The 21,966-nt window shown below is 71.5% G+C and carries 20 protein-coding genes; 7 read left to right on the top strand and 13 right to left on the bottom strand.

What is annotated here, in order from left to right:
• Positions 1-50: 50 nt before the first annotated feature.
• Positions 51-1,220: a cellulose binding domain-containing protein gene (locus tag AB0E90_RS09545; RefSeq protein WP_360402006.1), complete on the bottom strand. Its 1,170-nt coding sequence runs from the start codon at positions 1,218-1,220 to the stop codon at positions 51-53.
• Positions 1,221-1,316: 96 nt separating this feature from the next.
• Positions 1,317-1,820, bottom strand: a complete 504-nt coding sequence (locus tag AB0E90_RS09550; protein WP_360402009.1) for a hypothetical protein — start codon at positions 1,818-1,820, stop codon at positions 1,317-1,319.
• A gap of 138 nt (positions 1,821-1,958) precedes the next feature.
• On the opposite strand from AB0E90_RS09550, the gene AB0E90_RS09555 reads away from it, so the two are divergent.
• From AB0E90_RS09555 to AB0E90_RS09580, 6 genes are all read left to right on the top strand, one after another.
• Complete coding sequence (locus tag AB0E90_RS09555; RefSeq protein WP_360402012.1) at positions 1,959-4,502, top strand: tetratricopeptide repeat protein; 2,544 nt, start codon at positions 1,959-1,961, stop codon at positions 4,500-4,502.
• Positions 4,503-4,742: 240 nt separating this feature from the next.
• The gene (locus AB0E90_RS09560; RefSeq protein WP_360402015.1) at positions 4,743-4,922 is read left to right on the top strand and encodes a hypothetical protein; all 180 of its coding nucleotides are present in this window, start codon (positions 4,743-4,745) and stop codon (positions 4,920-4,922) included.
• Positions 4,923-5,366: 444 nt separating this feature from the next.
• Positions 5,367-5,807: a hypothetical protein gene (locus tag AB0E90_RS09565; RefSeq protein WP_360402018.1), complete on the top strand. Its 441-nt coding sequence runs from the start codon at positions 5,367-5,369 to the stop codon at positions 5,805-5,807.
• 122 nt (positions 5,808-5,929) lie between these two features.
• Positions 5,930-8,383: a glycosyl hydrolase family 28 protein gene (locus tag AB0E90_RS09570; protein ID WP_360402021.1), complete on the top strand. Its 2,454-nt coding sequence runs from the start codon at positions 5,930-5,932 to the stop codon at positions 8,381-8,383.
• Positions 8,384-8,534: 151 nt separating this feature from the next.
• Positions 8,535-9,557: a rhamnogalacturonan acetylesterase gene (locus AB0E90_RS09575; RefSeq protein WP_360402024.1), complete on the top strand. Its 1,023-nt coding sequence runs from the start codon at positions 8,535-8,537 to the stop codon at positions 9,555-9,557.
• A 2-nt stretch (positions 9,558-9,559) separates the two neighbouring features.
• Positions 9,560-10,870 (top strand): right-handed parallel beta-helix repeat-containing protein, encoded by a 1,311-nt coding sequence (locus AB0E90_RS09580; RefSeq protein WP_360402027.1) that lies wholly within the window; start codon positions 9,560-9,562, stop codon positions 10,868-10,870.
• On the opposite strand, the gene AB0E90_RS09585 is transcribed toward AB0E90_RS09580, so the two are convergent.
• The 4 genes from AB0E90_RS09585 to AB0E90_RS09600 form a co-directional block, all read right to left on the bottom strand.
• Positions 10,825-11,424 carry a TetR/AcrR family transcriptional regulator gene (locus tag AB0E90_RS09585; protein WP_360402030.1) on the bottom strand — a complete coding sequence of 200 codons (600 nt, stop codon included), beginning with the start codon at positions 11,422-11,424 and terminating at the stop codon, positions 10,825-10,827. The genes AB0E90_RS09580 and AB0E90_RS09585 overlap by 46 nt on opposite strands.
• Before the next feature lie 28 nt (positions 11,425-11,452).
• The gene (locus tag AB0E90_RS09590; RefSeq protein WP_360402033.1) at positions 11,453-12,178 is read right to left on the bottom strand and encodes an SDR family oxidoreductase; all 726 of its coding nucleotides are present in this window, start codon (positions 12,176-12,178) and stop codon (positions 11,453-11,455) included.
• Positions 12,179-12,232: 54 nt separating this feature from the next.
• The gene (locus AB0E90_RS09595) at positions 12,233-13,363 is read right to left on the bottom strand and encodes an amidohydrolase family protein (protein WP_360402036.1); all 1,131 of its coding nucleotides are present in this window, start codon (positions 13,361-13,363) and stop codon (positions 12,233-12,235) included.
• Positions 13,364-13,985: 622 nt separating this feature from the next.
• A complete protein-coding gene (locus AB0E90_RS09600) occupies positions 13,986-14,774 on the bottom strand; it encodes an SAM-dependent methyltransferase (protein ID WP_360402039.1) in 789 nt (262 codons plus the stop codon).
• Between the two features lie 108 nt (positions 14,775-14,882).
• Here AB0E90_RS09600 and AB0E90_RS09605 point away from each other — a divergent pair, with 108 nt between their 5' ends.
• Positions 14,883-15,827 (top strand): hypothetical protein, encoded by a 945-nt coding sequence (locus AB0E90_RS09605; RefSeq protein ID WP_360402042.1) that lies wholly within the window; start codon positions 14,883-14,885, stop codon positions 15,825-15,827.
• Here AB0E90_RS09605 and AB0E90_RS09610 read toward each other — a convergent pair.
• The 7 genes from AB0E90_RS09610 to AB0E90_RS09640 all read right to left on the bottom strand — a co-directional run bounded on the left by AB0E90_RS09610 (position 15,797) and on the right by AB0E90_RS09640 (position 21,944).
• The gene (locus AB0E90_RS09610; RefSeq protein ID WP_360402045.1) at positions 15,797-16,684 is read right to left on the bottom strand and encodes a patatin-like phospholipase family protein; all 888 of its coding nucleotides are present in this window, start codon (positions 16,682-16,684) and stop codon (positions 15,797-15,799) included. The genes AB0E90_RS09605 and AB0E90_RS09610 overlap by 31 nt on opposite strands.
• Before the next feature lie 117 nt (positions 16,685-16,801).
• A complete protein-coding gene (locus AB0E90_RS09615; RefSeq protein ID WP_360402048.1) occupies positions 16,802-17,395 on the bottom strand; it encodes a bifunctional 4-hydroxy-2-oxoglutarate aldolase/2-dehydro-3-deoxy-phosphogluconate aldolase in 594 nt (197 codons plus the stop codon).
• Complete coding sequence (locus AB0E90_RS09620) at positions 17,392-18,291, bottom strand: sugar kinase (protein WP_360402051.1); 900 nt, start codon at positions 18,289-18,291, stop codon at positions 17,392-17,394. Before AB0E90_RS09620 ends, AB0E90_RS09615 begins: the two co-directional genes overlap by 4 nt.
• On the bottom strand, positions 18,285-19,430 hold the full coding sequence (gene dgoD / locus AB0E90_RS09625; protein WP_360402054.1) for a galactonate dehydratase: 1,146 nt from the start codon (positions 19,428-19,430) through the stop codon (positions 18,285-18,287). Before dgoD ends, AB0E90_RS09620 begins: the two co-directional genes overlap by 7 nt.
• On the bottom strand, positions 19,430-20,260 hold the full coding sequence (locus AB0E90_RS09630) for an NAD(P)-dependent oxidoreductase (protein ID WP_360402057.1): 831 nt from the start codon (positions 20,258-20,260) through the stop codon (positions 19,430-19,432). Before AB0E90_RS09630 ends, dgoD begins: the two co-directional genes overlap by 1 nt.
• Positions 20,257-21,072, bottom strand: a complete 816-nt coding sequence (locus AB0E90_RS09635; protein ID WP_360402060.1) for a carbohydrate ABC transporter permease — start codon at positions 21,070-21,072, stop codon at positions 20,257-20,259. Before AB0E90_RS09635 ends, AB0E90_RS09630 begins: the two co-directional genes overlap by 4 nt.
• The gene (locus AB0E90_RS09640) at positions 21,069-21,944 is read right to left on the bottom strand and encodes a sugar ABC transporter permease (RefSeq protein WP_360402062.1); all 876 of its coding nucleotides are present in this window, start codon (positions 21,942-21,944) and stop codon (positions 21,069-21,071) included. Before AB0E90_RS09640 ends, AB0E90_RS09635 begins: the two co-directional genes overlap by 4 nt.
• Positions 21,945-21,966: the final 22 nt, after the last annotated feature.

The raw sequence follows: 21,966 nt of genomic DNA on the forward strand, positions 1-21,966 counted from the left end.
GTCAACGCCGAAAGATATCAATCCGCACGCCGGCCCGCTGTCCTGCCGCATCAGGTCAGGGTGCAGGTCACGGCCGGAGCGGTGTTCGCGCCGGTCGAGGTGGCGAGGAAGCCGAAGGTGGCGGTCGCGCCGGCGGCGAGGCGGCCGTTCCAGTCGACGTTGCGGGCGGTCACCGCGGCGCCGGACTGGGTGAGGGCGGCATTCCACGCCTGGCTCACGGTCTGGCCGTCGGCGAAGGTGAAGCTCGCGCTCCAGCCGCCGGAAGCCGTCGACGAGCTGTTGCTGACGACGACCTCGCCCTGGAAGCCGCCGGTCCACTGGGAGGCGACCCGATAGGTGGCCACGCACCCACCGGCCGGCGGCCCGGTCGTGGGCGCCGTGGTGGGAACGGTCGTGGGTGCCGTGGTGGGAACGGTCGTGGGTGCCGTGGTGGGAACGGTCGTGGGTGCCGTGGTGGGAACGGCCGTGGGTGCCGTGGTGGGAACGGTCGTGGGTGCCGTGGTGGGAGGGGTCGTGGCGGTGCCCAGCGCCTTGGCCAGTGCCGGGTACCAGGCGTCGGACATCTTCTGGAAGCCGGTGTCGTTCGGGTGGACGCCGTCGACGTTGTCGGCGACCGCGTCGTACCCGCTCCACAGATCGGCCACCGTGATCGGCGACTGGGTGGTGCTGAGGCCGGCCGCCCAGGCCGGGATCGCGTTGTCGAGCGCCACCACGTCGGCCGGGCAGGTGGTGCAGGCGGCCGCGCTCATCGGGATGATCTGCGCGACCACGATCTTGATGGCCGGGTTCTGCGCGCGCATCTGGCCGACCAGCTTGGTGAACGCGGTCAGCTTGTCCGCCAGCGGGATGTAGCCGCCCCACATGTCGTTGGTGCCCAGGTGCATGAGGACGACGTCCGGCCGGGCGGCGGCCAGCCACGGCGGCAACTGGTCGTTGGCCGCGATCCCGGTGGCCGAGTAGCCGCCGTGTCCCTCGTGGTCGAAGTCGTACGAGTAACCCGGGTTGCAGCCCCCGCCGTCGGACTGGGTGCCGACGAAATCGATGTCGGTGTAACCCGAGGTCTGCAGGCGATGCCAGAGCTTGGCGCGCCAGCAACCGGGCCCGGCGGTGATCGAGTCGCCGAGCGCCATGATCCGCACCGGCGTGGCCGCGTGGGCGGCGGGGGCCACCAGGCCGACGGCGGCGACCGCGAGCAGGACGGCGAGCAGAAGCTTTCGCATCACGGTTCTCCCCGATCGATGCTCATGGATGGGAGCGCTCCCAGAAGCATCGACGTCTTTGCGGGAGGAGTCAAGCATCCACTGGGGACAACTCGATCAGGCGACCTGGCTTCGCGCGTGCAGGCGGCGCAGCCAGCGCAGCGTCGCCTTCACCGTCTCGTCCTCGTAGGCGGCCCGGACCTCGGCGATCGTGCCGAGATGCCGGCCGCCGGCGACCGGCCGCGGGAGCCGCCGTTCGAGTGCGGCCACCCCGGAGCCGACGACCGCCTCGACGTCGATGCCGTCCGCCGCCAGCGCGATGAGCGCCCGGACCACGACGTCCTCGACCTCGCTGCCCGGACCGTCTTCGAGGAGCCAGTCCCGCCCACGTCGCCGGCCGGCGTCGGTGAGGACCCACACCCGCTTTCGCCCGCGCGACAGGGCCTCTTCGGTGCGGACGTAGCCCAGCCGCTGCTGGCGGGTCAGCGCCGCCTCGACCCGCTTGATGTTGACCTCGTTGCGCGGGCCGAGCGCCGCGGCATGCCGCTGGCGCAGTTCGTGCGAGCTTCCCGGCCGATCGTGCAGCAGGACCAGCAGAAGATCGCCAAGCGTGGCCGCCACGAGGCCCCCTCTATTCCTACAAGATGTAGAAGCTAACACGCGCCGACGCCACTCGGTCCCGTCGTTACGCTCGGTGGGATGAGAAGGGCAAATCGATATGTGGGCGGCGGGCGCCATGCTTGATTCCGGCGGTTAGCGGTGGACGCGTTCGGCACGCTGCCCGACCCGAGCCGGGCCGCCGGCCTCCACGACCTGGTCGAGCGGTTGCGCCTGTTGAAGGTGTGGGCCGGCGACCCGTCCTACGAGACGATCAAGGAGCGGGTCAACGCCGCCTGGGCCGCGGCCGGTCGCCCGCCGAGTGAGCTGGCGCGCCGCTCGACCGTGGCGAACTGTTTCAAGCCGGACCGGCGGCGGCTGAACACCGACCTCGTCCTCGCGGTTGTCCAGGCCCTGCACCCGGACACCGGATATGTGACCGGGTGGCGCCAGGCCCTGCGTGTCGTGGCCGGCGAGACCGAGGCGGTGTCCCAGGTCCGGGTGCACGACAAGCTGCCGCAGGAGCCGGCCGGGTTCACCGGCCGGGCCGGCGATCTGCGCCGGCTGCGGGCCGCCACCCGGGCCGGCGACACCGTGGTGATCTCGGCCCTGGAGGGCATGGCCGGGGTCGGCAAGACGCAGCTCGCCATCCACGCCGGCCACCTGCTCAGCCGGGAGGGCGCGGTGGATCGCGTCCTGTTCGTCAACCTGCGCGGCTTCCATCCGGACCCGGCCCAGCCGCCGGCCGACCCGGCGGCCGTCCTCGACGGATTCCTGCGCCTGCTCGGCCTGCCCGGCCACCAGGTCCCGCACGACCTGCCCCGGCGCATCGCCGCCTACCGGGAACGCCTCGCCGGCACCCGCACCCTGGTCGTGCTCGACGACGCCGCGAGCAGCGAACAGGTCCGGCCGCTGCTGCCGGCCACCCCCGGGTGTCTCGCCCTGATCACCAGCCGGCGCAGCCTCGTCGGGCTGTACTCCGCCACCCGGCTCAGCGTCGACGTGTTCACCCCGGCCGAGGCGGCCGCGTTCCTGACCGCCGCGCTGCCCGGCGTGCCGGCCGGCACCGATCCGGATGCCGCCGCCCGGATCGCGCTGCGCTGCGGCTATCTGCCGCTGGCCCTGAGCGTGCTCGCCGGGCACATCCGCAAGACCCCCGGCTGGACCCTGACCGATCACGCCGACCGCCTCGACGAACGCCATCACGACGGCCGCCTGGACGGCCCGGTCGAACTCGCCCTCGGCCTCTCCTACCAGCGTCTTACCCCGGCCCGGCAGCACCTGCTCCGCCTCGCCGCCCTCCACCCCGGACAAGATTTCGACGTGTACGCCGCGGCCGCGCTCGCCGGCGCCGACCTGCCCGCCACCGAAGCCGGGCTGCGCGACCTGCACGCCGACCACCTGCTGCTGGCCGTCACCGAGGGCCGCTACACCTTCCACGACCTGGTGCGCGCCTACGCTACCGCCCTCAGCCGCGACCGGGACCGGCCCGCCGACCGGCACGCCGCGCTGACCCGCCTGTTCGACCACTACCTCGCCACCAGCGCGGCCGCGATGAACACCCTGCACCCCACCGAGGCCCGCCGCCGCCCGGCGGTCTCCCCCGCCGCCACCGAGGGGCCGGACCTGAGCGACCCGGACACCGCCGTCGCCTGGCTGGACGCCGAACGACCGACCCTGGTCGCGGTCGCCGCGCACGGCTCCCGCACCCACACCGTCCGGCTGGCCGACGTCCTCTCCCGATACCTGCGCGGCGGCCACTACACCGACGCGCTGATCATGCACGGCCACGCCCGCGACGCCGCCCGTTCCACCGGCGACCTTGCCGGGCAGGCCGGCGCCCTGAACGGACTCGGCGTCGCCCATCTGCGCCAGGGCCGGCCCGAGACCGCCGCCGTTTATCTGGCACAGGCCCTCGACCTGTTCGATCAGGTGGGCGACCTGGTCGGGCAGGGACACACCCTGTTCGACCTCGGCAACGTCGCGGAACGCTCCGGCCGCTACCCGGCCGCCATCGACTACAAGCGGCAGTCCCTGGAGCGGCACCGGGAAGCCGGCGACCGCACGGGCGAGGCGATGGCGCTCAGCGGCCTCGGCGTCACGCTGGAACGCGCCGGCCACCTGAGCGAGGCGCTCGACTGCTACCAGCAGGCCCTGACCCTGGTCCGGCAGACCGGCGACCGGCGCGGCGAGGCGTACTCGCTGAACGGCCTCGGCGAGCTCGAGCTGCGGCTGGGCCGCTACGAGTCGGCCACCGGCCATCTGCTCCAGGCCCTGACGACGTACCGCCAGCTGGGCAGCCGCACCGGCGAGGCCAGCACGCTCGACGGCCTCGGCCTGCTGCACACCCGGCTGGGCCGGCTCGACGAGGCCACCGGCTACTACGAGCGGGCGCTGGCAATCTTCCGCGAGACCGGCAACCAGGACAATGAGGCCTGGGTGCTCAACGGCCTCGGCGAAGCCGCCCAGGCCGCCGGCCGCGCCGCCGACGCCGTCACCCACCACACCGCCGCCGCGACCATCGCCACCGGCATCGGCAACCGCCGCCAGCAGGCCCGGGCCCACGCCGGCCTCGGCCACGCGCACCGCGCGCTCGGCCACCCCGACCAGGCCCGCGACCACTTCGAACAGGCCCTGTCCCACTACACCGCTCTCGACCTCCCCGAGGCCGACCAGATCCGCACCGACCTGTCGGACCTCGGCTGAGAAAGGCTCAGCCAACTCCCTGAGCTGCGCGCTGGGTGATGCCCGGCAACAGCACCTCCGGGCGCAGTCATCCACTCATCGGCCATTTGTCAGCTGGCGGCACGTCCGATTTCCGCTCATCGCGACCGCGCGGACTGCCCGTTAGGTTGAATCCATAATGGATGGCGCCGTGCCACCGTGACTCCAATGGACGTATGGGGGCAAGCGAATCTCGCCGACAAAAACGATATAACCGGAAGCATGGCCAACGTTGTCGGCTATTTCCTTGGGCTGTTCACGGCGGCTGCGCTCCTGATTTCGTACGTACGGCTGGTCAAGTCCAAGAAGAAGTTTGGCATGCCCGAGTACATCTACATCATGGTCGTGCTCTCCGGCTGCGCAGTATGGCTGGTGCTCATATTTACGTTCGGGGATAAGTGACCCAAAGGAGCAACAGGTGGCGGACTTGAGCGCCAACGGCGAGGAACCACCCGACCCCGGAGGGGACAGGATCAGGGCGGAACCACTGATCGCGAGACTCGAAAGCGCCGTACAACGCGCCGAATTTCTGGTTGCCCGGCTCGAAACACTGCCCTATGGGAAGGCAGGTGGACCTGCCCAACCGCTCGCGGAACGCTCCGGCCAGACATCGCCTCCCGGGCTCCAGCCGATCCCGCGAGGTGGCCCCCCGAGCGGTGGCCGCGAACGCGAGCCCGGCCCCCGCCCGCTACCTGCAGGCACATCGCCGGCGCGACCGGCCGACGATCGGCGACGGCCATCCATCGGACAAGTGATCGCGGAGCAGAAGATCCCGATCATCCTGGGCTTCGCTGCGGCATTTCTTGCCATCGTCATGGTCTTCGCGCTCTTTTATGGACGGTGAGCGTGAGCATCCGATTGGCCTGGGCCATCCTTCCCGTCGGCTTTGTCCTGAGCGTCATCGACGCCTGGTTCTCCATTCAATCGATCGCCGGCGCGATCAAGGCGGATGATCCCGCAGACTACATTGTCGCCTCCGTGATGGGCCTCTTCCTCACCGGCTTCGCCGTATTCCTTCCGGTACTGAAGGAAGCTTTTCGGTCAGCCATCTGGGGGGCAATCTGGTTCGTACTAACAGTCGCTGACATCGGTACCAGCGTGATGGGTGCCATATGGTACGGAGCAATGGGACACAAATTTCGCGATCCCATCGTGCTCGGCGCTATCCACTACACGCCGGCGAACTGGCAGGCCACCGTAATCTATATCGGCTTCGTGATCTTCGTACAGGCCTGGTGCGTCGCCTTCGGCTACGCGATCCTGGCCCTCAGTAAGGGAATCGATTAGTTTCGCAGACATAGGCGGCCACGAACGCCGGCAGCTCTCGGGGCGGGGTTGCCGGGGCGGAGGCGCGACGGAAGGATCGTGCTGCCTCGATGTTCGAGGCTGTCTCCACGGGGGAGCAACACATGAGCAAGAGATCGCGCCGCCTTGCCGTCTGGGCGGCGGTCGTGTGCACCATGGCCGGGCTCGCGCCGGGGACCGCGCGGGCGGCGGCGGCCGGCTCGGGCGACTTCAACGACGTCGCGGTGGGCGAGCTGCCCGGCGGCTGGTCGGTCTCGGCGGGCAGTGGCGGCACCGCCGCTGTCGTGCCGGTGCCCGACGCGACGAACCGCAGTCTCCAGGTGTCCGGCGGGGCGACCGCGACGACGACGCTGGCCGGGCTCACCGGAACGGTGCGGGCCGAGATGCGGGTCCGCGGTGCGGGCGCGCTGACGCTCGCCGGTGACGCCGGGCCGGCGGCCGGGGTGGTCCTGCGGGACGGCCGGTTGACCGACGCGGCCACCGGCGCTCTCCTGACCGCGGTCACGGCGGACCGGTGGTACGCGCTGCGGGCCGAACTCGACGTCACCGCTCAGCAATGGGACCTGTACGTCGACGGCCTGCGCCTGCTCACCGGCGCCAGGTTCGCGACCGCATCGACCGCGCTGACCGCGTTGTCGGTCGGTGACGCCGGAACGTTCGGCATCGACGACGTCCTGGTCCGCGAGATCCCGGCGCCGTCCGTGGCGTACCTGGTCGAGGACGGCTTCAACGACGCCCCGGCCGGCGCCACGCCGCCGGGGTGGTTCCAGGCCTCGGCGGGCGCCACCGTGGTCGCCACGCCCAGCGACGCCGATCGCAGCCTGCGGCTGACCAAGAGCGCGTCGGCCGCGGCGGTCAGCGCGATCCGGCGGTTCCCGGCGCAGAGCGGCGTCCTCCTCGTGCGGGCCAATCTGCGGACCGACGAGCTGACCGGCACGAAGGTCGCGATGTACCTGCAGAACGACTCCGGAGCCGCCGCCGTCTCGCTCCAGTTCGTCAAGGACCATCTGGTCCTCACCGACGGCAAGACCTCCACCCAACTGCTCACCCTCACCGCCGGCGAGTGGTACGCGGTGCAGCTCGCGGTCGACGTGGCGACCCACCAGTTCGAGATCTTCGTGGACGGGCGGCGCTATGCGCCCGCGGCCACGGCCGGCTCGACCGTCGTTCCGCAGTGGCCGCTGCGCGACCAGACGATGACGAGCATCAGCCGGCTGCTGTTCGGCGTCGGCGACGGGCAGGCCGGCACCGTGCTGGTCGACAACCTGCTCGTCTACCCGAGCGGGTCGGCGATCCCGGCCGAGGTCCGGGACGTGCGGCAGTTCGGCGCGGTCCCGGACGGCGTCACGCTGAACACGGTGGCGATCCAGCGGGCCATCGACGACACCCCGGTCGGCGGCGCGGTGCTGGTCAGCGGCGGCGTGTTTCGCACCGGCACGCTGCGCCTGAAGTCGGACCTGACGCTGTGGGTGGCCCGCGGCGCGACGCTGCTCGGCAGCCCGGACGACAACGACTATCCGCTGCAGGACCGCGGCAAGCTCGACTTCCCCGACTTCGGGTCGTCGACGTGGAAGGCGCTCATCTATTCGGTCGGCGCCGGCAACGTGCACATCGACGGCGGCGGCACGATCGACGGCAACGGCACCTCGGCCCAGTGGGTCGGCTGCGACGGCACCGCGTGCCCGACGGTCCGCCCGCTGCTGATCGCGCCGATGGCCGGCAGCAACGTCAGCATCCGCAACGTGCACGTCCGCAACTCGGCGGCCTGGGGCATCGTGCCGGTCCAGATCGACGGCCTGCTGATCGCCGACGTCAACCTGGACAGCGACATCGCCTACAACCGCGACGGCATCGACGTCGTCGACAGCCACCACGTGCTGATCGAACGGGTCAGCGTGCTGGCCGACGACGACGCGATCTGCTTCAAGTCGAACACCGCCGCCGGAGTCGAGCACGCCGTGGTGCGGCTGTCCACGGTCGGGCGGTCGTCGCGGGCCAACGGACTGAAGCTGGGCACCGCCAGCTTCGGCGCGTTCCGCGACGGCGCCATGGAGGACGTCCTGGTCAAGCACGTCGACAAGAGCGCGATCACGGTGCTGGCGACGGACGGCGGGGTGGCCTGGATGCCGGCCTTCCGCCGGATCACGATCGACGGCGCCCGCCGCTCGCACTTCGTGCTGCTCGGCCGGCGGACGGCTGACCGCACCAACCCGCCGCCACCGGCCTGGATCAGCGGCGTGCGGCTGGAGGACATCACCGCGACCCACCTGGTGGAACCGTCCATCGTGACCGGGCAGGACACCTTCCGGGTGTACGACGTGCTGGTCAGCAACGTGCGGACCGCGGTGCCAGGCGGCGCGGCCAAGGTTCCGGCCGAGCCGATCGAGTACGACGGCCGCTACCCGGAGAGCAGCCTCTGGAGCGCCACGACCTACGGCGTCCTGCCGGTGTACGGCCATTTCTTCCGCCACGTCGGCGGCCTGACCGTCCGCGCCACGGTGGTGTCGCCGGCCGCCGCCGACGCCCGGCCGGAGACCGGACTGCGCGACGTGAGCTGACGGTTTCTCCTGGAGCAAGCGCTTTCCTCGGCGAGGGCCAGGAGTTTGACATCCACGCTATTCGATATATAGCTTCAAGTCCCGATTCCCGCCGAGCCGGCGTCGCCGGCCACTCCTGCGGTGAGAACCGCCGTTCCCCCAGGAGTCAGGCATGCCCCCCAACGCTCGACGGCGGTTGTGGCTGGCCGGTGTCACCGTCACCGGCACAGCCGCAGCCGCCGGGCTGCTCGCCCATCCGGCCGACGCCGCGGCCCTGCCCGCCGCCTGCGCCGGCACCGCACCCATCGTCTGCCACTACGACGTCTCCCCCGGCAACTACGACCTCAGCGCTTCCGTCGGCGCCGGCACCGGGCTCGAGGTCGAGGCCCGCCGCCGGATCTTCACCGCCGGCGAGGCCGGGACCCGCACCGCCACCGTCAACGTCCGCGAGCCCGAAGGTCAGCCCACCGGCCAGGGCGGCACCGGGACGCCCGGGCTCACGCTGACCTTCGACGGCGCGGCGCCCTCGGTCGGCCGGGTGACGATCACGCGGGCGTGGCGGCCGCTGGTGATCTATCTCGCCGGCGACTCGACCGTTTGCGATCAGCCGGTCACCCCGTACACCGGCTGGGGTCAGATCTTCACCACCTCGGTCCGGCGCGGCGCGGTGGTCGCCAACTACGCCGACTCCGGCGAGAGCTCCGGCAGCTTTCTTGCCACCGCCGCGCTGTTCCCGACCATGCAGCCGCTGATCCGGCCCGGCGATCCGGTGCTCATCCAGTTCGGGCACAACGACAAGACCACCACCGCCGAGGACTACCGGGCCAATCTCACGGCGCTCGTCAACGGCGTACGCGCGAAGGGTGGTCTTCCGATTCTGGTCACGCCGACCGTGCGCCGGCTGTTCGACGGGGCGGCACTGAACGCCACCGCCCTGCACATCAATTCACTCGGCGTGGACCTTCCCGCCGAGATGCGCGCGGTCGCCGCCACCGAGGCCGTGCCGCTGATCGACCTCACCGCGAGGAGCGAGGCGCTGGTCGAGGGCCTCGGCCCGGCCGGCTCGGCCCCGCTCTTCCTGACCGAGCTCAACGACAACACCCACTTCTCCGAGTACGGGGCGACCGCGATGGCCGGTCTCGTCATCGACGGCATCCGCGAACTCCACCTGCCACTCGTCACGTTCCTGAGGTGATCATGAAACTCCGTACCGTCCTCGCCCTGGTGGCCGCCGCCGGCGCCGCCAGCGTCGGCACCCTCGTCGTCGCCGGCAGCGCCTCCGCCGCGACCACCTACTACGTCTCTCCCAGCGGCAGCGACAGCGCCGCCGGCACCAGTGCCGCGCCGTTCAAGACGATCGCCAAGGCGCAGACCGCGGCCGCGTCCGGCGACACCGTCTACTTCCGGGCCGGCACCTACAGCTACACGGCCGCGACCACCAGCTGTTCGTCGCAGACCGCCGTGGTCGACGCCATCACGCTGAGCAAGAGCGGCATCACCTACGCCAATTACCCGGCCGAGAAGGTGCAGTTCAACTTCTCCGGGATGACCGGCGTCAATTGCCGCATCAAAGGCTTCGACGTCACCGGCAGCTCGATCACCCTGCGCGGCTTCGAGATCACCGGAGTCCGCCAGAACAACAGCCTCAACCACGAGTCGTGGGGCGTCTGGATCTCCGGCAGCAGCAACACCTTCGACAAGCTGAACACGCACAACAACATGGGGCCGGGGCTGTTCATCGCGAACGGCGGCAACAACCTGGTGCTCAATTCGGACTCGCACGACAACTACGACCCGTACAGCTCGTCCGGGGCCGGCACCAATGCCGACGGCTTCGGCGCGCACATCCCGGCCGGGAAGTCCGGCAACGTCTTCCGCGGCTGCCGGGCCTGGTGGAACACCGACGACGGATTCGACCTGATCAACGCGTATTCGTCGGTGACGATCGAGAACTCGTGGGCCTGGCGTAACGGTTACCTGCCGCAGACCACCACCGCCGCGCAGGACGGCAACGGCTTCAAGATGGGCGGTTACGGCGGCGTCTACGTCTCCGGCGGCGTCAAGCACACGGTGCGCAACTCGGTGGCGTTCCTGAACCGGTCGGCCGGTTTCTACGCCAACCACCACACGGTCGCCAACGACTATTTCAACAACACCAGCTACAGCAACGGCACCGACTACAACATGCTGGGCATCAACTCCAGCGGCTCGGCGGTCGGCCTCGGCAACCTGCGCAACAACATCGCGTACGGCGGAACGCTGACCGGCAACATGAGCGGCACCAGCGCGTCGTACAACTCGTGGAACCTGAGCGTGACGATGTCCAACAGCCAGTTCCAGAGCGTGACGACGACCGGCTGGGAGGTGTCACGTCAGTCCGACGGCAGCCTGCCCGTGCTGACCTCGCTGCACCTGGCGTCCGGCAGCACCCTGATCGACAAGGGCACCAACGTCGGCCTGCCCTACAACGGATCGGCCCCGGACCTCGGCGCCTTCGAGACGTCGTGAACCGTTAGCAAAGCCTCGGCGGCCTCGCGGGCGGCTTCGGCCGCCCGCGGGTCGGCGTCCAGTGCCGCGGCGATGTTGGCGCCGTCGTAGAGCAGCACCAGCTGGGTGGTGAGCCGGCCCGGATCGCGGTGGCCGGCCTCCTCCACCAGGGCGCCGAACAGCGCGTGCAGCCAGGTGCGGAAGTCCTTGGTGGCCAGGTCCTCGGCGCTGCCCGGCTGGGCCTCGGCGGCGGCGTTGAGGAACGCGCACCCGCGGAAGCCGGGCTCGGCGAAGAGCTCGGCCAGCCCGTCGAAGATCGCCAGGATCCGCGCCCGCGGGGCCGCCTGCGCGGCGATCTTCTCGTCGAGGCGCGCGGCCCACGTAGCGTGCCGGTTCTGCAGGTAGGCCCGGACCAGGTCGTCCTTGCCGCCGAAGTTGTAGTAGAGCGAGCCCTTGGCGACGCCGGACTCGTCGAGGACCCGGTCGATCCCGACGCTGCGGATGCCCTCGTTGTAGAAGAGCCGGTCGGCGGCCTCGAGCAGGCGCTCGCGAGCGGAGCGCCGACTCGATGTCATGGCTTCACTCTAGGGCTTAGCTGCTGGATCAGACCGCGGTGCGGCCGCCGTCGACCGGGATGGTGGCGCCGGTGATGTAGCCGGCCTTCGGCCCGGCGAGGAACGCGATCACCTCGCCGATCTCGTCCGGCTCGGCGGCCCGGCCGAGCAGCGTGGTCGCGGCGAGCGAGTCGGTCACCTCGGGGCGGGCGCCGGCGGTGCGCACCGGTCCGGGCGCGACGGTGTTGACACGGACGCCGGCCGGCCCGAACTCCGCCGCCCACGCCCGGGTCAGCGCGTCCATCGACGCCTTGGTGGCGCTGTAGGCGGCCCCGCCGGCCAGGCCGACCGCGCCGGCCATGCTGCCGATGTTGATGATGCTGCCGGCACCCCGCCCGGCCATCCCCGGCGCCAGGGCCGCCGTCAGCAGGTACGCCGAGCGCACGTTGCCGTCGAACAGCACGTCGTAACGGTCGGCGCCGAGCTCGGCGCTGGGCCCGAACCAGGACGACCCGGCGTTGTTGACCAGCACGTCCACCGCGCCGGCCGCGTCGGCAAGCCGGGCCACGTCCTGCGGGTCACTGAGGTCGGCGGCCACGAAGCGGGCCGTCCCGCCCTCCGCCTCGATCTGCTTGACGACCTCGGCGCCGCGCTCCGCATCGCGGCCGTGCACCACGACCGTGGCACCCTGAGCGGCGAGCGCCTTCGCGGCGGCCCGCCCGATGCCCGAGGTGGCCCCGGTGACGAGGGCGGTCTTGCCGGACAACTCACTCATGACAACTCCCAGCTTTAGACTGATCTGTCTAAAGCGAGTATTAGACAGCCCTGTCTAAACGACAACGTGACCTCCGGCATACACGCGCGCCGGCCGCTGCAGGGCGGTGATGTCGGCGACCGGGTCGCCCGCGACGATCAGCAGGTCGGCGTCGAAGCCGGGACGGATGCGGCCCTTGCGATCCGGCACACCGCACACCTCGGCGGCGGTGACGGTGGCGGCGGTCAGCGCGGTCGCCGCGGACTTGCCGCTGTCCACGTACTCCGCCAGCGTGCGCGGCAGGATGCCGTGCGGTTTGGCCGGCCCGATCCCCGCGTCCGAGCCGGCCACGATCCGCACGCCGGCCCGCGACAGCCGGTCCACGCCGTCCTGAAGGATCGCCTGGGTGAGGCCGGCCCGCTCGGCCATCGCGAGCACCTCGGGCGGGACGACGACCGCCGGGTCGGAGCCGAGCGTCGGGCAGACCGCGACGCCGGCGGCGGCGAGCGCCGCGGCCAACTCGTCGTCGACGTGCGCGCCGGTCGCGGTCACCGCGGTGCAGTGCTCGATGCCGTCCACCCCGGCGCGCAGCGCCTGCCATACCGCGGCGTGGGCGTGCGCGTGCGCGGTGACCGGCAGGCCGCACGCATGCGCCTCGTCGACGGCCGCCGCCAGCTCCTCGTCGGTGAACTGCGTGCCCGCCGTGTCGGTGCCCGGCGTGAACACGCCGCCGCTGGCCATCACCTTCACCACGCCGGCGCCGCGGGCCGCCCGGTCGCGCACCGCCCGGCGAACAGCGCCGGCGCCACGGACCTCGCCGCCCAGGAACCAGCAGTGCCCACCCGGCGTGGTGAGCGGGACGCCCGCGGCGATCACGTTCGGGAGCCCGGCGCGCAGCACGGCGTCGCCGATGTCGCCCAGGTCGCGCACGGTGGTCACGCCGGCCCGCCGGTGCGCGTGCAGAGAGGCCTCGATCGTGGCGCTGAGCCCGGCCGGCTCGGCGCCCGCCAAGCGGTCGAGGGCGCCCGGCCCGGCGTCCGCGCAGAGGTGGACGTGGCAGTCGATCAGGCCGGGCAGCAGCGTGCCGTCGACCAGCTCGACGGACTCCGGGTGATCACCGAGACGCAGCTCGCCGATCCGGCCCGCAGACACCACGACCACGCCACCGAAGGGGTGCAGCCGTTCCCCGTCAAAGATCCTGGCCACGCGGATCACCTGCGACATACCAGCCAAAGTAGACCGACTGCCGGCCGGCGCCCGATCGCTCTCAGCGCGGTATCAGCGTCCAGTCACGTTTCGCCGCCACGGTCCGGCCTCCATCTCCCCCGCGCATTACGCGTCGGCCGTGCTCCGCCCGAAGGCCCGATTTCAAGAATTCAAGAAAAGTGGCCTCTCCCCCCGCACAACGACGGCCCTGTATTCAGGAAAACGGCCTCACCTACCGCCACGCGTTTCACTCACGCTCCCTTTTCACGTACGCGCTGCCCCACTCCCGTGCCAGCCGGTCCCGGCAGGTGCAACTCACCCACCGCGCGCCCGCTACGGGCGGGCCCGGCCCCGACACCCTCCCGACCGCCGAAAGGCCCCGAGATCAACCGCCCCGACCTGGACGAACACCAGCCGGTTCGGCGCTTTGCTCTGCGCACGTATGCGCGCGGATCCGCGCGCATAGGTACGCAGAGCAAAGCCGGTGGGTGCGGCGTCCCGTTGGGCGAAAGGCGCGGCGCGTGCTCGTGCTGCACGGCGGTCGCGTGGTGCGGGGCGGTCGGGTGCGCGTGCGGTTGTGGACGTCGCCGCCCGTACAGAAAGCCTCGGCCCCGAAGGCTCCCTAAGGTTTGCGAGCGACGCCGCAGACGACGTCGAGCCACTGCTGGTCGGGCGAGGTGGCCCGCCACAGTGGGGCCGAGGTCACGCCCGGATCGACCAGCTCCAGGCCCTCGAAGAACTGGCCGAACGCGGTGTGGCCGCGCAGGACGTACGGCGGATTGGCCTGTTCGTTCCAGATCTTCTCGGCCTCGCCGTGCTCGATGCTGTGTGAGCCGTCGAGCGCGATGAGATAGCTGCCCCGCGGCAGGGCGGCGACGTATTCGCGGACCATCGTGAGCGCCTGATCGTCATCGGTCACGTGGCCGAGGATGCCGGACATGATCAGCGCGACCGGCTGCCCGAAGTCGAGCGTCTTGCCCGCCGAGGCCAGCACCTTCGCCGAGTCGCGCCCGTCGCCGTCGATGTACTGCGTGACGCCCTCGGGGCTGCTGGTCAGCAGCGCCCGCGCGTGCACCAGGACGAGCGGGTCGTTGTCGACGTAGACGATCTTCGACTCGGGCGCGACGCGCTGGGCCACCTCGTGGGTGTTGTCGGCGGTGGGCAGGCCGGTGCCGACGTCGAGGAACTGGCGGATGCCGGCCACTCCGGCGACGTAGCTGACCGCGCGCACCAGGAAGGCCCGGGAGGCGCGGGCGTTGTCGACGATCTGCGGGAAGGCGGCCCGGATCCGGTCGCCCACCTGCCGGTCGACCGCGAAATTGTCCGTGCCGCCGAGCCAGTAGTTCCAGATGCGCGCGGTCTGTGGCACGTTCGTGTCCCGCTCGTCGGTCATCGCCTTCCGTCCGTCCATGATCGACAGTCACCCGGCGCGCGTATTCTCCCGATCCGCGGACATCGGCACAACCCCTCAAATATTGTCGTATGGCGATCTATTGATGGTTGTGCTTACGCTCCGTGCATGAGGCATCGCATGCTCGTCATCGCCGCCTGCGTCGTACTCCTGGTCGCATCCGGCTCCACTGTGGCCCGCGCCGCCCTGCCCACCCTCGCGGTCGGCGCGACCACCTCGGCATCCGACACGGTCGGCAGCGGCAACACCTGCGCCGGCTTCCTCGACGAACGCACCCACCTCGGTTACCTCGGCATCCGGCGGGTCTTCGCCTCGGCCGGGCAGCTGCCGAACGCGGACGCGCTCAGCTGCCACAACAGCCAGGGCGCGGCGCTGTGGTACTCGTTCAAGACATCCTGCACACCGACCGCGGTCGCCGCCGGCAGCTGCGACACCGAGATCCAGAACATCGCCACCGCCATGCCGGCCGGCAGCTACCTGACCTACAACCACGAGCCCGAGAACGACATGACCGGGGTGCAGTTCGTGGCCGCGTTCCAGCGCGTCTACACGGTGGCCAAAGCGGCCAACCCGGCCGTGAACGTCATCCCGATCTACATGTCCTACCAGTGGCGCTCGGGCTCGACGAAGGTGACGAACAACGGCACCGGCGGCGACTACGAGGTGCAGGACTGGATCGTCCCGGCCGCGTACGCCGACGCGTACGGCCTGGACCTCTACTGGCAGGCCAGCACCCGGGGCAGCGAACCGGACGACCCGGTCAGCGTGGGCAGCGACCCGCGGATGATCCGCTGGTACAACGCCGTCTCCGGCCTCGGCAAACCGCTCACGCTCCCGGAGTGGGGAATCGACGACGACCAGGGTGTACGCAATTCGCGCGGCCCCGCCATCCGCGCCTCCCGCACCTGGCTGACCACCCACAACTTCCACATCGTCAGCTACTGGCAGCTGGACAACTGGTATCTGGGCGCGACCGCGTTCCCGGCCGGCGGTTACGCCGACCCGGACGGCGTGGCCGCCTATCAGGAACTGGTCGCCGCCGCCGTCCCGTAGCCGGCGTCGTCCAGGGCCTTGGTGGCCAGCTCTCGGCCGATGGCGATCATGACGGCCGCGTGGTGGAAGTCCAGCACGCGGCTCGCGTTCACCGGGACGGAGATGTGCACGTCGGGTGGGAGGCCGGCCATCCGGTAGCGGGCGATCATGTCCTGCATCGCGTCGATGGAGTTGGTGATGACGTCGCTCAGGCGCAGCTCGGCCGGCTCCGGGACGACCTCCTCGGGGCCGGCCCGGCCCAGGCGCAGCCGGGCCCGCCAGTCGCGTCTGGCCGCGGCCCGGATCGGGGCAGCGGACTCGTGTTCGGGGCGGCGGCCGAGCAGCGAGACGGCCACGGTCAGGTCGGCCGGCACGGCGGCGGTCGGCTCGATCGGCACCGGGTTCAGCAGGCCGCCGTCGGCCAGCACCCGGCCATCCGCGACCACCGGGGTGATCAGGCCGGGGATGGCGATCGACGCCCGGATCGCCGAGCGCAGCGAGCCCTTCTGGAACCACACCTCGCGCCGGCTGGTGATGTCCGTGGCCACCGCGGTGTACGGAATCGGCAGCTCCTCGATCAGCGCGTCGCCGAGGAAACCGTCCAGGTGATCGATCAGCCGGTCGGCCGCGAGCACGCCGGGCAGCGCCCACTTGGGATCGAGCAGCCGCAGCACGTCACGCTGCTTGAGCCCGACCGCCCACTCGGTGAACTCGGCCATCCGCCCGGCCGCCAGCACACCGCCGACCAGGGCGCCCATCGAGGACCCGGCCACCGTGACGACCTCGAGGTCACGCTCGCCGAGCACCTGGATGACGCCGATGTGGGCAAACCCCCGCGCCCCGCCGGACCCCAGCGCCAGTGCGACCCGTCGAGACATGATCCGATGCTAGTGCTTATCTGGTGGGACACGCGGGGCTACGGCGTGGTCCAGCCCGCGCCTGACGGCAGCCACGACCTGGACCTCGCCTCGCTCCCACCTGCCCCCCGATAAGCACTATCGAAGCAGCTCAGCCAGGCGCGGCAGTTGGTCCGGGTCGGCCAGGGCCGAGCCCAGCGCGACCACCCGCGCGCCGGCGACCAGGAACTCGGGGGCGCCGGCGACGGTGAGGCCGCCGGTCGCGACGAAGCGCACGCCGGGGAACGGCCCGCGCATCGCGCTCAGCCATCCCGGACCGAGGGCGGCCGCCGGGAACGCCTTCTGCCAGCGGCAGCCGGCCGCCCAGGCGTGCTGCACCTCGCTGCCGGTGCCCACCCCGGGCAGGTGCGGCAGTCCGGCCGCCAGGCTGGCGGCCAGCACGGTCAGATCGAGGCCGGGCGCCACCGTGTACTGCGCTCCGGCGTCGGCCGCGGCGGCCACCTGCGCCGGCGTGATCACCGTGCCGGCGCCGGCCCGCCGGCCGCGTTCCCGGCCGGCCGCGACCACCGCCCGCAGCGAGTCGACCGCCTCCGCCGTCTGGATCGGCACCTCGATCAGGTCGACCCCGGCGTCCCAGACCCGGTTCGCGAGCGCCACGGCCGGGCCGGGCGGCAGGCCCCGCAGGATCGCCAGCACGCGCGATCCGCCGAAGATGTCCTCGAAGTCGTTCACGAATCTTCCCCCAAGTCCTCGCCGATGTCGCCGCCGGTGCGCAGCGCGGCGGCGGCGATCCGATGCCCCAGTGCCAGCCGCGCCGGTTCCGCCCAGCCCGCCAGCAGGCCGTGCAGGTAGCCGCCGGCGAACGCGTCCCCCGCGCCGACCGGTTCGACCACCTCCACCGGGCCGGCCGGGACGAACGTGACGCCGCCGGGGTGGAAGGAGGTGGCGCCGCGGGCGCCGTCCTTCACCACCAGGACCGCCGGTCCGGCGAGGCGTTCGCGCACCTCCGCCGGTGTGCCGGTGCCCCACAGTCGGTCGGCCTCGTCGAGCCCGACGAACACGAGGCCGGCGCGGTCGGCGAGCCCGGCCAGCACGGCCGCGGCCCGCCGCACGGACGGCCAGAGGGCCGGGCGATGGTTGACGTCGAAGCTGACCGTCGTCGGCATCGCCAGGGCGCGGTCGATCAGGGCCAGGCAGCTCTCCGACAGGGCGGGAGTGATGCCGCTGAGGTGGATGAGCCGGCAGGCGGCGAAGGCCGGATGTGCGAGCAGCGAAGGGCCGAGCGTGGCGGCCGCCGATCCGGCTCGGTAGTAGTGCACCGTGGTGGTCCCGCCACCGGGATCCTTGAAATACACGCCGGTCGGCCGGGCCGGGTCGGTCTCCGCCAGCGACATGTCCACGCCGTAACCGGCGATCCGGTCGCGGACCAACCGGCCCAGCGGATCGGCGCCGACCCGGGAGGCCCACGCCACCCGGTCGCCGAGCCGGGCCAGGTGCACCGCCACATTGGACTCGGCGCCGGCGACGTCCAGCCACATCGGTCCGCCCGCCGACAGCGGGCCGGCCGGGTGCGGGGTGAGCTGCGCCATCGACTCGCCGACACAGATCGCGTCGAAGGCGGCTACCACTCGGCGAACCCGCCGTCCGGGAGCAGCCAGACCGGCGAGCCGGCCGCCAGCGGGCCGTCGTCGACCGCCGCGCGCACCGCGTCCTCGTCGATCTCGATGCCGAGGCCGGGGCCGGTCAGCCGCGGGATCCGCCCGCCGACCGGGGTGAGCACCGCCGGATCGGCCAGCACCCGCGCCGCCGCGGACGAGCCGAGGTGCAGGTCGAGCGACTGTTCCTGGGCGTAGAAGTTGGGCACGGCGAAGGCGAGCTGCAGGCTGGCGGCGAGCGCGACCGGGCCGAGCGGCGAGTGCGGGGCGAGCTGAGCGTCGTACGTCTCGGCCATGGTCGCGATGCGGAACACCTCGGTGATGCCGCCGGCGTGGCTGACGTCCGGCTGCACGATCGCCACCCCGGCCGCCAGGACCGGCTGGAACTCGGCCCGGGAGTAGAGCCGTTCGCCGGTCGCGATCGGCACCGGCGACGAGCGCACCACCTCGGACAGCAGGTGACTGTGCTCGGGCCGGACCGGTTCCTCCACGAAGGCGATGCCGAGTGGCTCCAGCCGCGGCAGCAACCGGCGGGCCAGCGGCACCGAGCACCGCCCGTGCAGGTCGAGCGCGATGTCGACGGTGTCGCCCACGGCGGCCCGCACGTCGGTCAGATCCGCCACCATCCGGTTCAGCGCCGAGGGGGACGCGAGGTAGTCCAGCTGATGCTGCGGCGCCACCTTGACCAGGTCGAGGCCGGCGGCGACGTGCGCGCGGGCCCGGTCCGGGTCGCCGGTGCGGCCGGGCGCGTTGGCGTGCCCGTACACCCGGGCGCTGTGCCGCACCGGCCCGCCGAGCAGCTCGTGCACCGGTGCGCCGAGGGACCGGCCCTTGAGGTCCCAGAGCGCCTGGTCGAGGCCGGCGACGGCGGACGACAGCACCGGCCCGCCGCGGTAGAACCCGCCGCGCGACAGGGTCTGCCACAGCCCGGTGATCGGCCGGGGGTCGGCGCCGATCAGGTGCTCGGTCAGCCGCTGCACCGCGGCCACCACGGTGCGCACCCAGTTCTCCAGGGTGCACTCGCCCCAGCCGGCCAGGCCGTCGTCCGTCGAGATCTTCACGAGGGCGTGCCGGTTCGACAGCACGAACGTCTCCACCGCGGTGATCCGCATCAGATGGTCTCCCTGGGTTCGAAGCCGAGCAGCCGCCGGGCGGCGGACGCGTCGACGAGGGCCTCGCGACCGGTGAAGGCGCGCCGGCGGGGCACCTCCGGGGCGTACGTGTCGAGCAGTTCCGTCGTGGGCCGATCGAGCAGCGTGGTCGCGGCGCTCAGGCCGATCACATGGGACCCGATCAGGGGTGCGCGCAGCGCGGCGAGCACGGCCCGGGCGGCGTCGTTCACGGTCAGGTAGGCCCACCCCGTACGCATCATCTCGGCCGGCTCGCCGGCCGCGACCGCGCGAAGCTCGGCCGGGGTCTTGACCAGCGGGAACCGGAGCGCCACCACGGTCGTCCCCCAGGTCCGCGCGACCATTGCGGCGGCCAGCTCGTCGACCCGTTTGGACAGCGAGTACGCGTCGGCGATGTCGGCCGGCGAGTCCTCGTCGAGCGGGAAGTAGGCCGGCCGGACCTGGTGCGGGTTGAGGTTCACGCCGGTCGCGTTGATGCTGCTGGCGATGACGGCGCGGCCGATCCCGCGCTCGGCCGCGAGCGACAGCACGGTGAAGGTGGAGACCACGTTGTTGGCGTAGACGCGTAACGGCGTACCCAAGCTGGGATGAGCCAGCGCGGCCAGATGGACCACCGCGTCGCAGCCCGTCAGGGCGTCGTCGACCAGCCGCTCGGCGGTCGCGTCGCCGACCACCGTCCGCACCTCCGGCGGCAGGCCGGTCCGCCGGTCGGCGGAGAGCGCGGTGACCGCGGACCCGGAATCGAGCAGGTGCCGCACCACCTCCCGGCCGATGATCCCGGTGGCGCCGGTGACCAGCACCCGCCCGGTCATTTGACCGCCCCCGCAGTCATCCCCTGGATCACCTGGCGCTGGAAGATCAGGAAAAGCAGGAACAGCGGCAGGGCGCCCAGCAGCGCCGCCGGGAAGAGCTGCGCCGGCTGGAGCGTGTGCGGGTCGGCGAGCGAGTAAGCGTTCGCCATCACCGTGCTCTTGGCCGGGTCCTGCAGGAAGACCAGCGGGATCACCAGGTTGTTCCAGACCTGCAGGGAGACGAAGGTCAGCAGGGTTCCGGTGATCGGGCGCAGCAGCGGGAAGACCACGGTGAAGAACGTGCGCAGCGGGCCGCAGCCGTCGATGGCGGCGGCCTCCTCGAGCTCCACCGGGATCTGCCGGACGAAGCTGGTGTAGAAGAAGACCGAGACCGGCAGGTTCAGCGCGGTGTAGATGATCACCAGACCGAGCCGGTTGTCGAGCAGGTGCAGGTCGCGCATCAGCAGGTAGAGCGGGCCGATGACGACGAACACCGGGACGGTCAGGCCGACGGCGAACAGCCGGTACGCCACGGAGGTCCACCGGGCGGTGAACCGGCCGAGCGGATAGCTGGCCAGGGCGCCGAGAACCGACACCGCGACGCAGGAGGCCAGGGTGAGCACGATGGTGTTGAGCGCGCTGCTCAGGTAGCGGATCTGACCGATCGAGGCGCGGTAGTTCGCCAGGGTGAGGGCGTCCGGCCAGCCGAGCGGATCGCGGGCCAGGTCGGCCGGGGTGCGGAACGAGGCGATGAGCGTGAACAGGAACGGCGCGATGAAGACCAGCGCCGCGAGCACGAGCAGGACGTCGAGGACACGACCGCGCAGCTTCACAGCACACGCTCCCGGCGTCGCAGCAGCGCCCCGGCCGAACTGGACACGACCAGCACGAGCACGAGCAGGACGACCGCGGTGGCGGCGCCCATGCCGAAGTCGCTGTTGCGGAAGATGTCCTGGTAGACGAGCAGAGCGAGGGTGTTGGTGGAGCCGACCGGGCCGCCGCCGGTCAGCACGAGGGGGTAGTCGAAGACGCCGAGCGAGCCGATCAGGCTGAGGGTGACGTTGACGGTCAGCGCGGGGGCCAGCATGGCCCACTCGACCTTGCGGAACCGCTGCCACCAGCCGGCCCCGTCGAGGTCGGCGGCGTCCAGCAGCTCCTGCGGGATTCCGGCGTAGCCGGCCAGGAAGATGATGCAGGAGTAGCCGGCGAACATCCAGATGTTCACGGCGGCGATCGCGTACAGCGCGATCGAGGCGTCGCCGAGCCAGATCTGCTGCAGCGCGTGGAGTCCGATGCTGCCGAGGAACGTGTTGATGCCACCGTCGGGGCGGTACAGGTAGGACCAGATGAACGACGCCATGACCGGGGACATCAGCGCCGGGAGCAGCAGCACGCTGCTGACCGTCCGGCGGATCCGCGGCCGTCGGGTGAGCAGCGTGGCGAAGAGCAGGCCGAGCGTGGTCTGCACGACCAGGACCACCGCGGCGTAGACGACGGTGTGCCACAACGCGTCCCGGGCAACCGGATCGCCGAGCAGCGTCCGGTATTGATCAGCGCCCACGAAGGCGGAGGCCGGGCCGCCCGTGTTGTCGGTGAAGCTCATCAGGACGTCACGGACGAGCGGGTAGAGGATGAAGAGCCCGTACACGACGGCGGCGGGCAGGATGAACAGGATCGCCAGGAGATGCCCGCGTCGGCGGAACATGTCGCCTCCGTTCTTGCCGGGG

Source organism: Actinoplanes sp. NPDC026619, from assembly GCF_040638295.1.
Classification (GTDB): domain Bacteria; phylum Actinomycetota; class Actinomycetes; order Mycobacteriales; family Micromonosporaceae; genus Actinoplanes.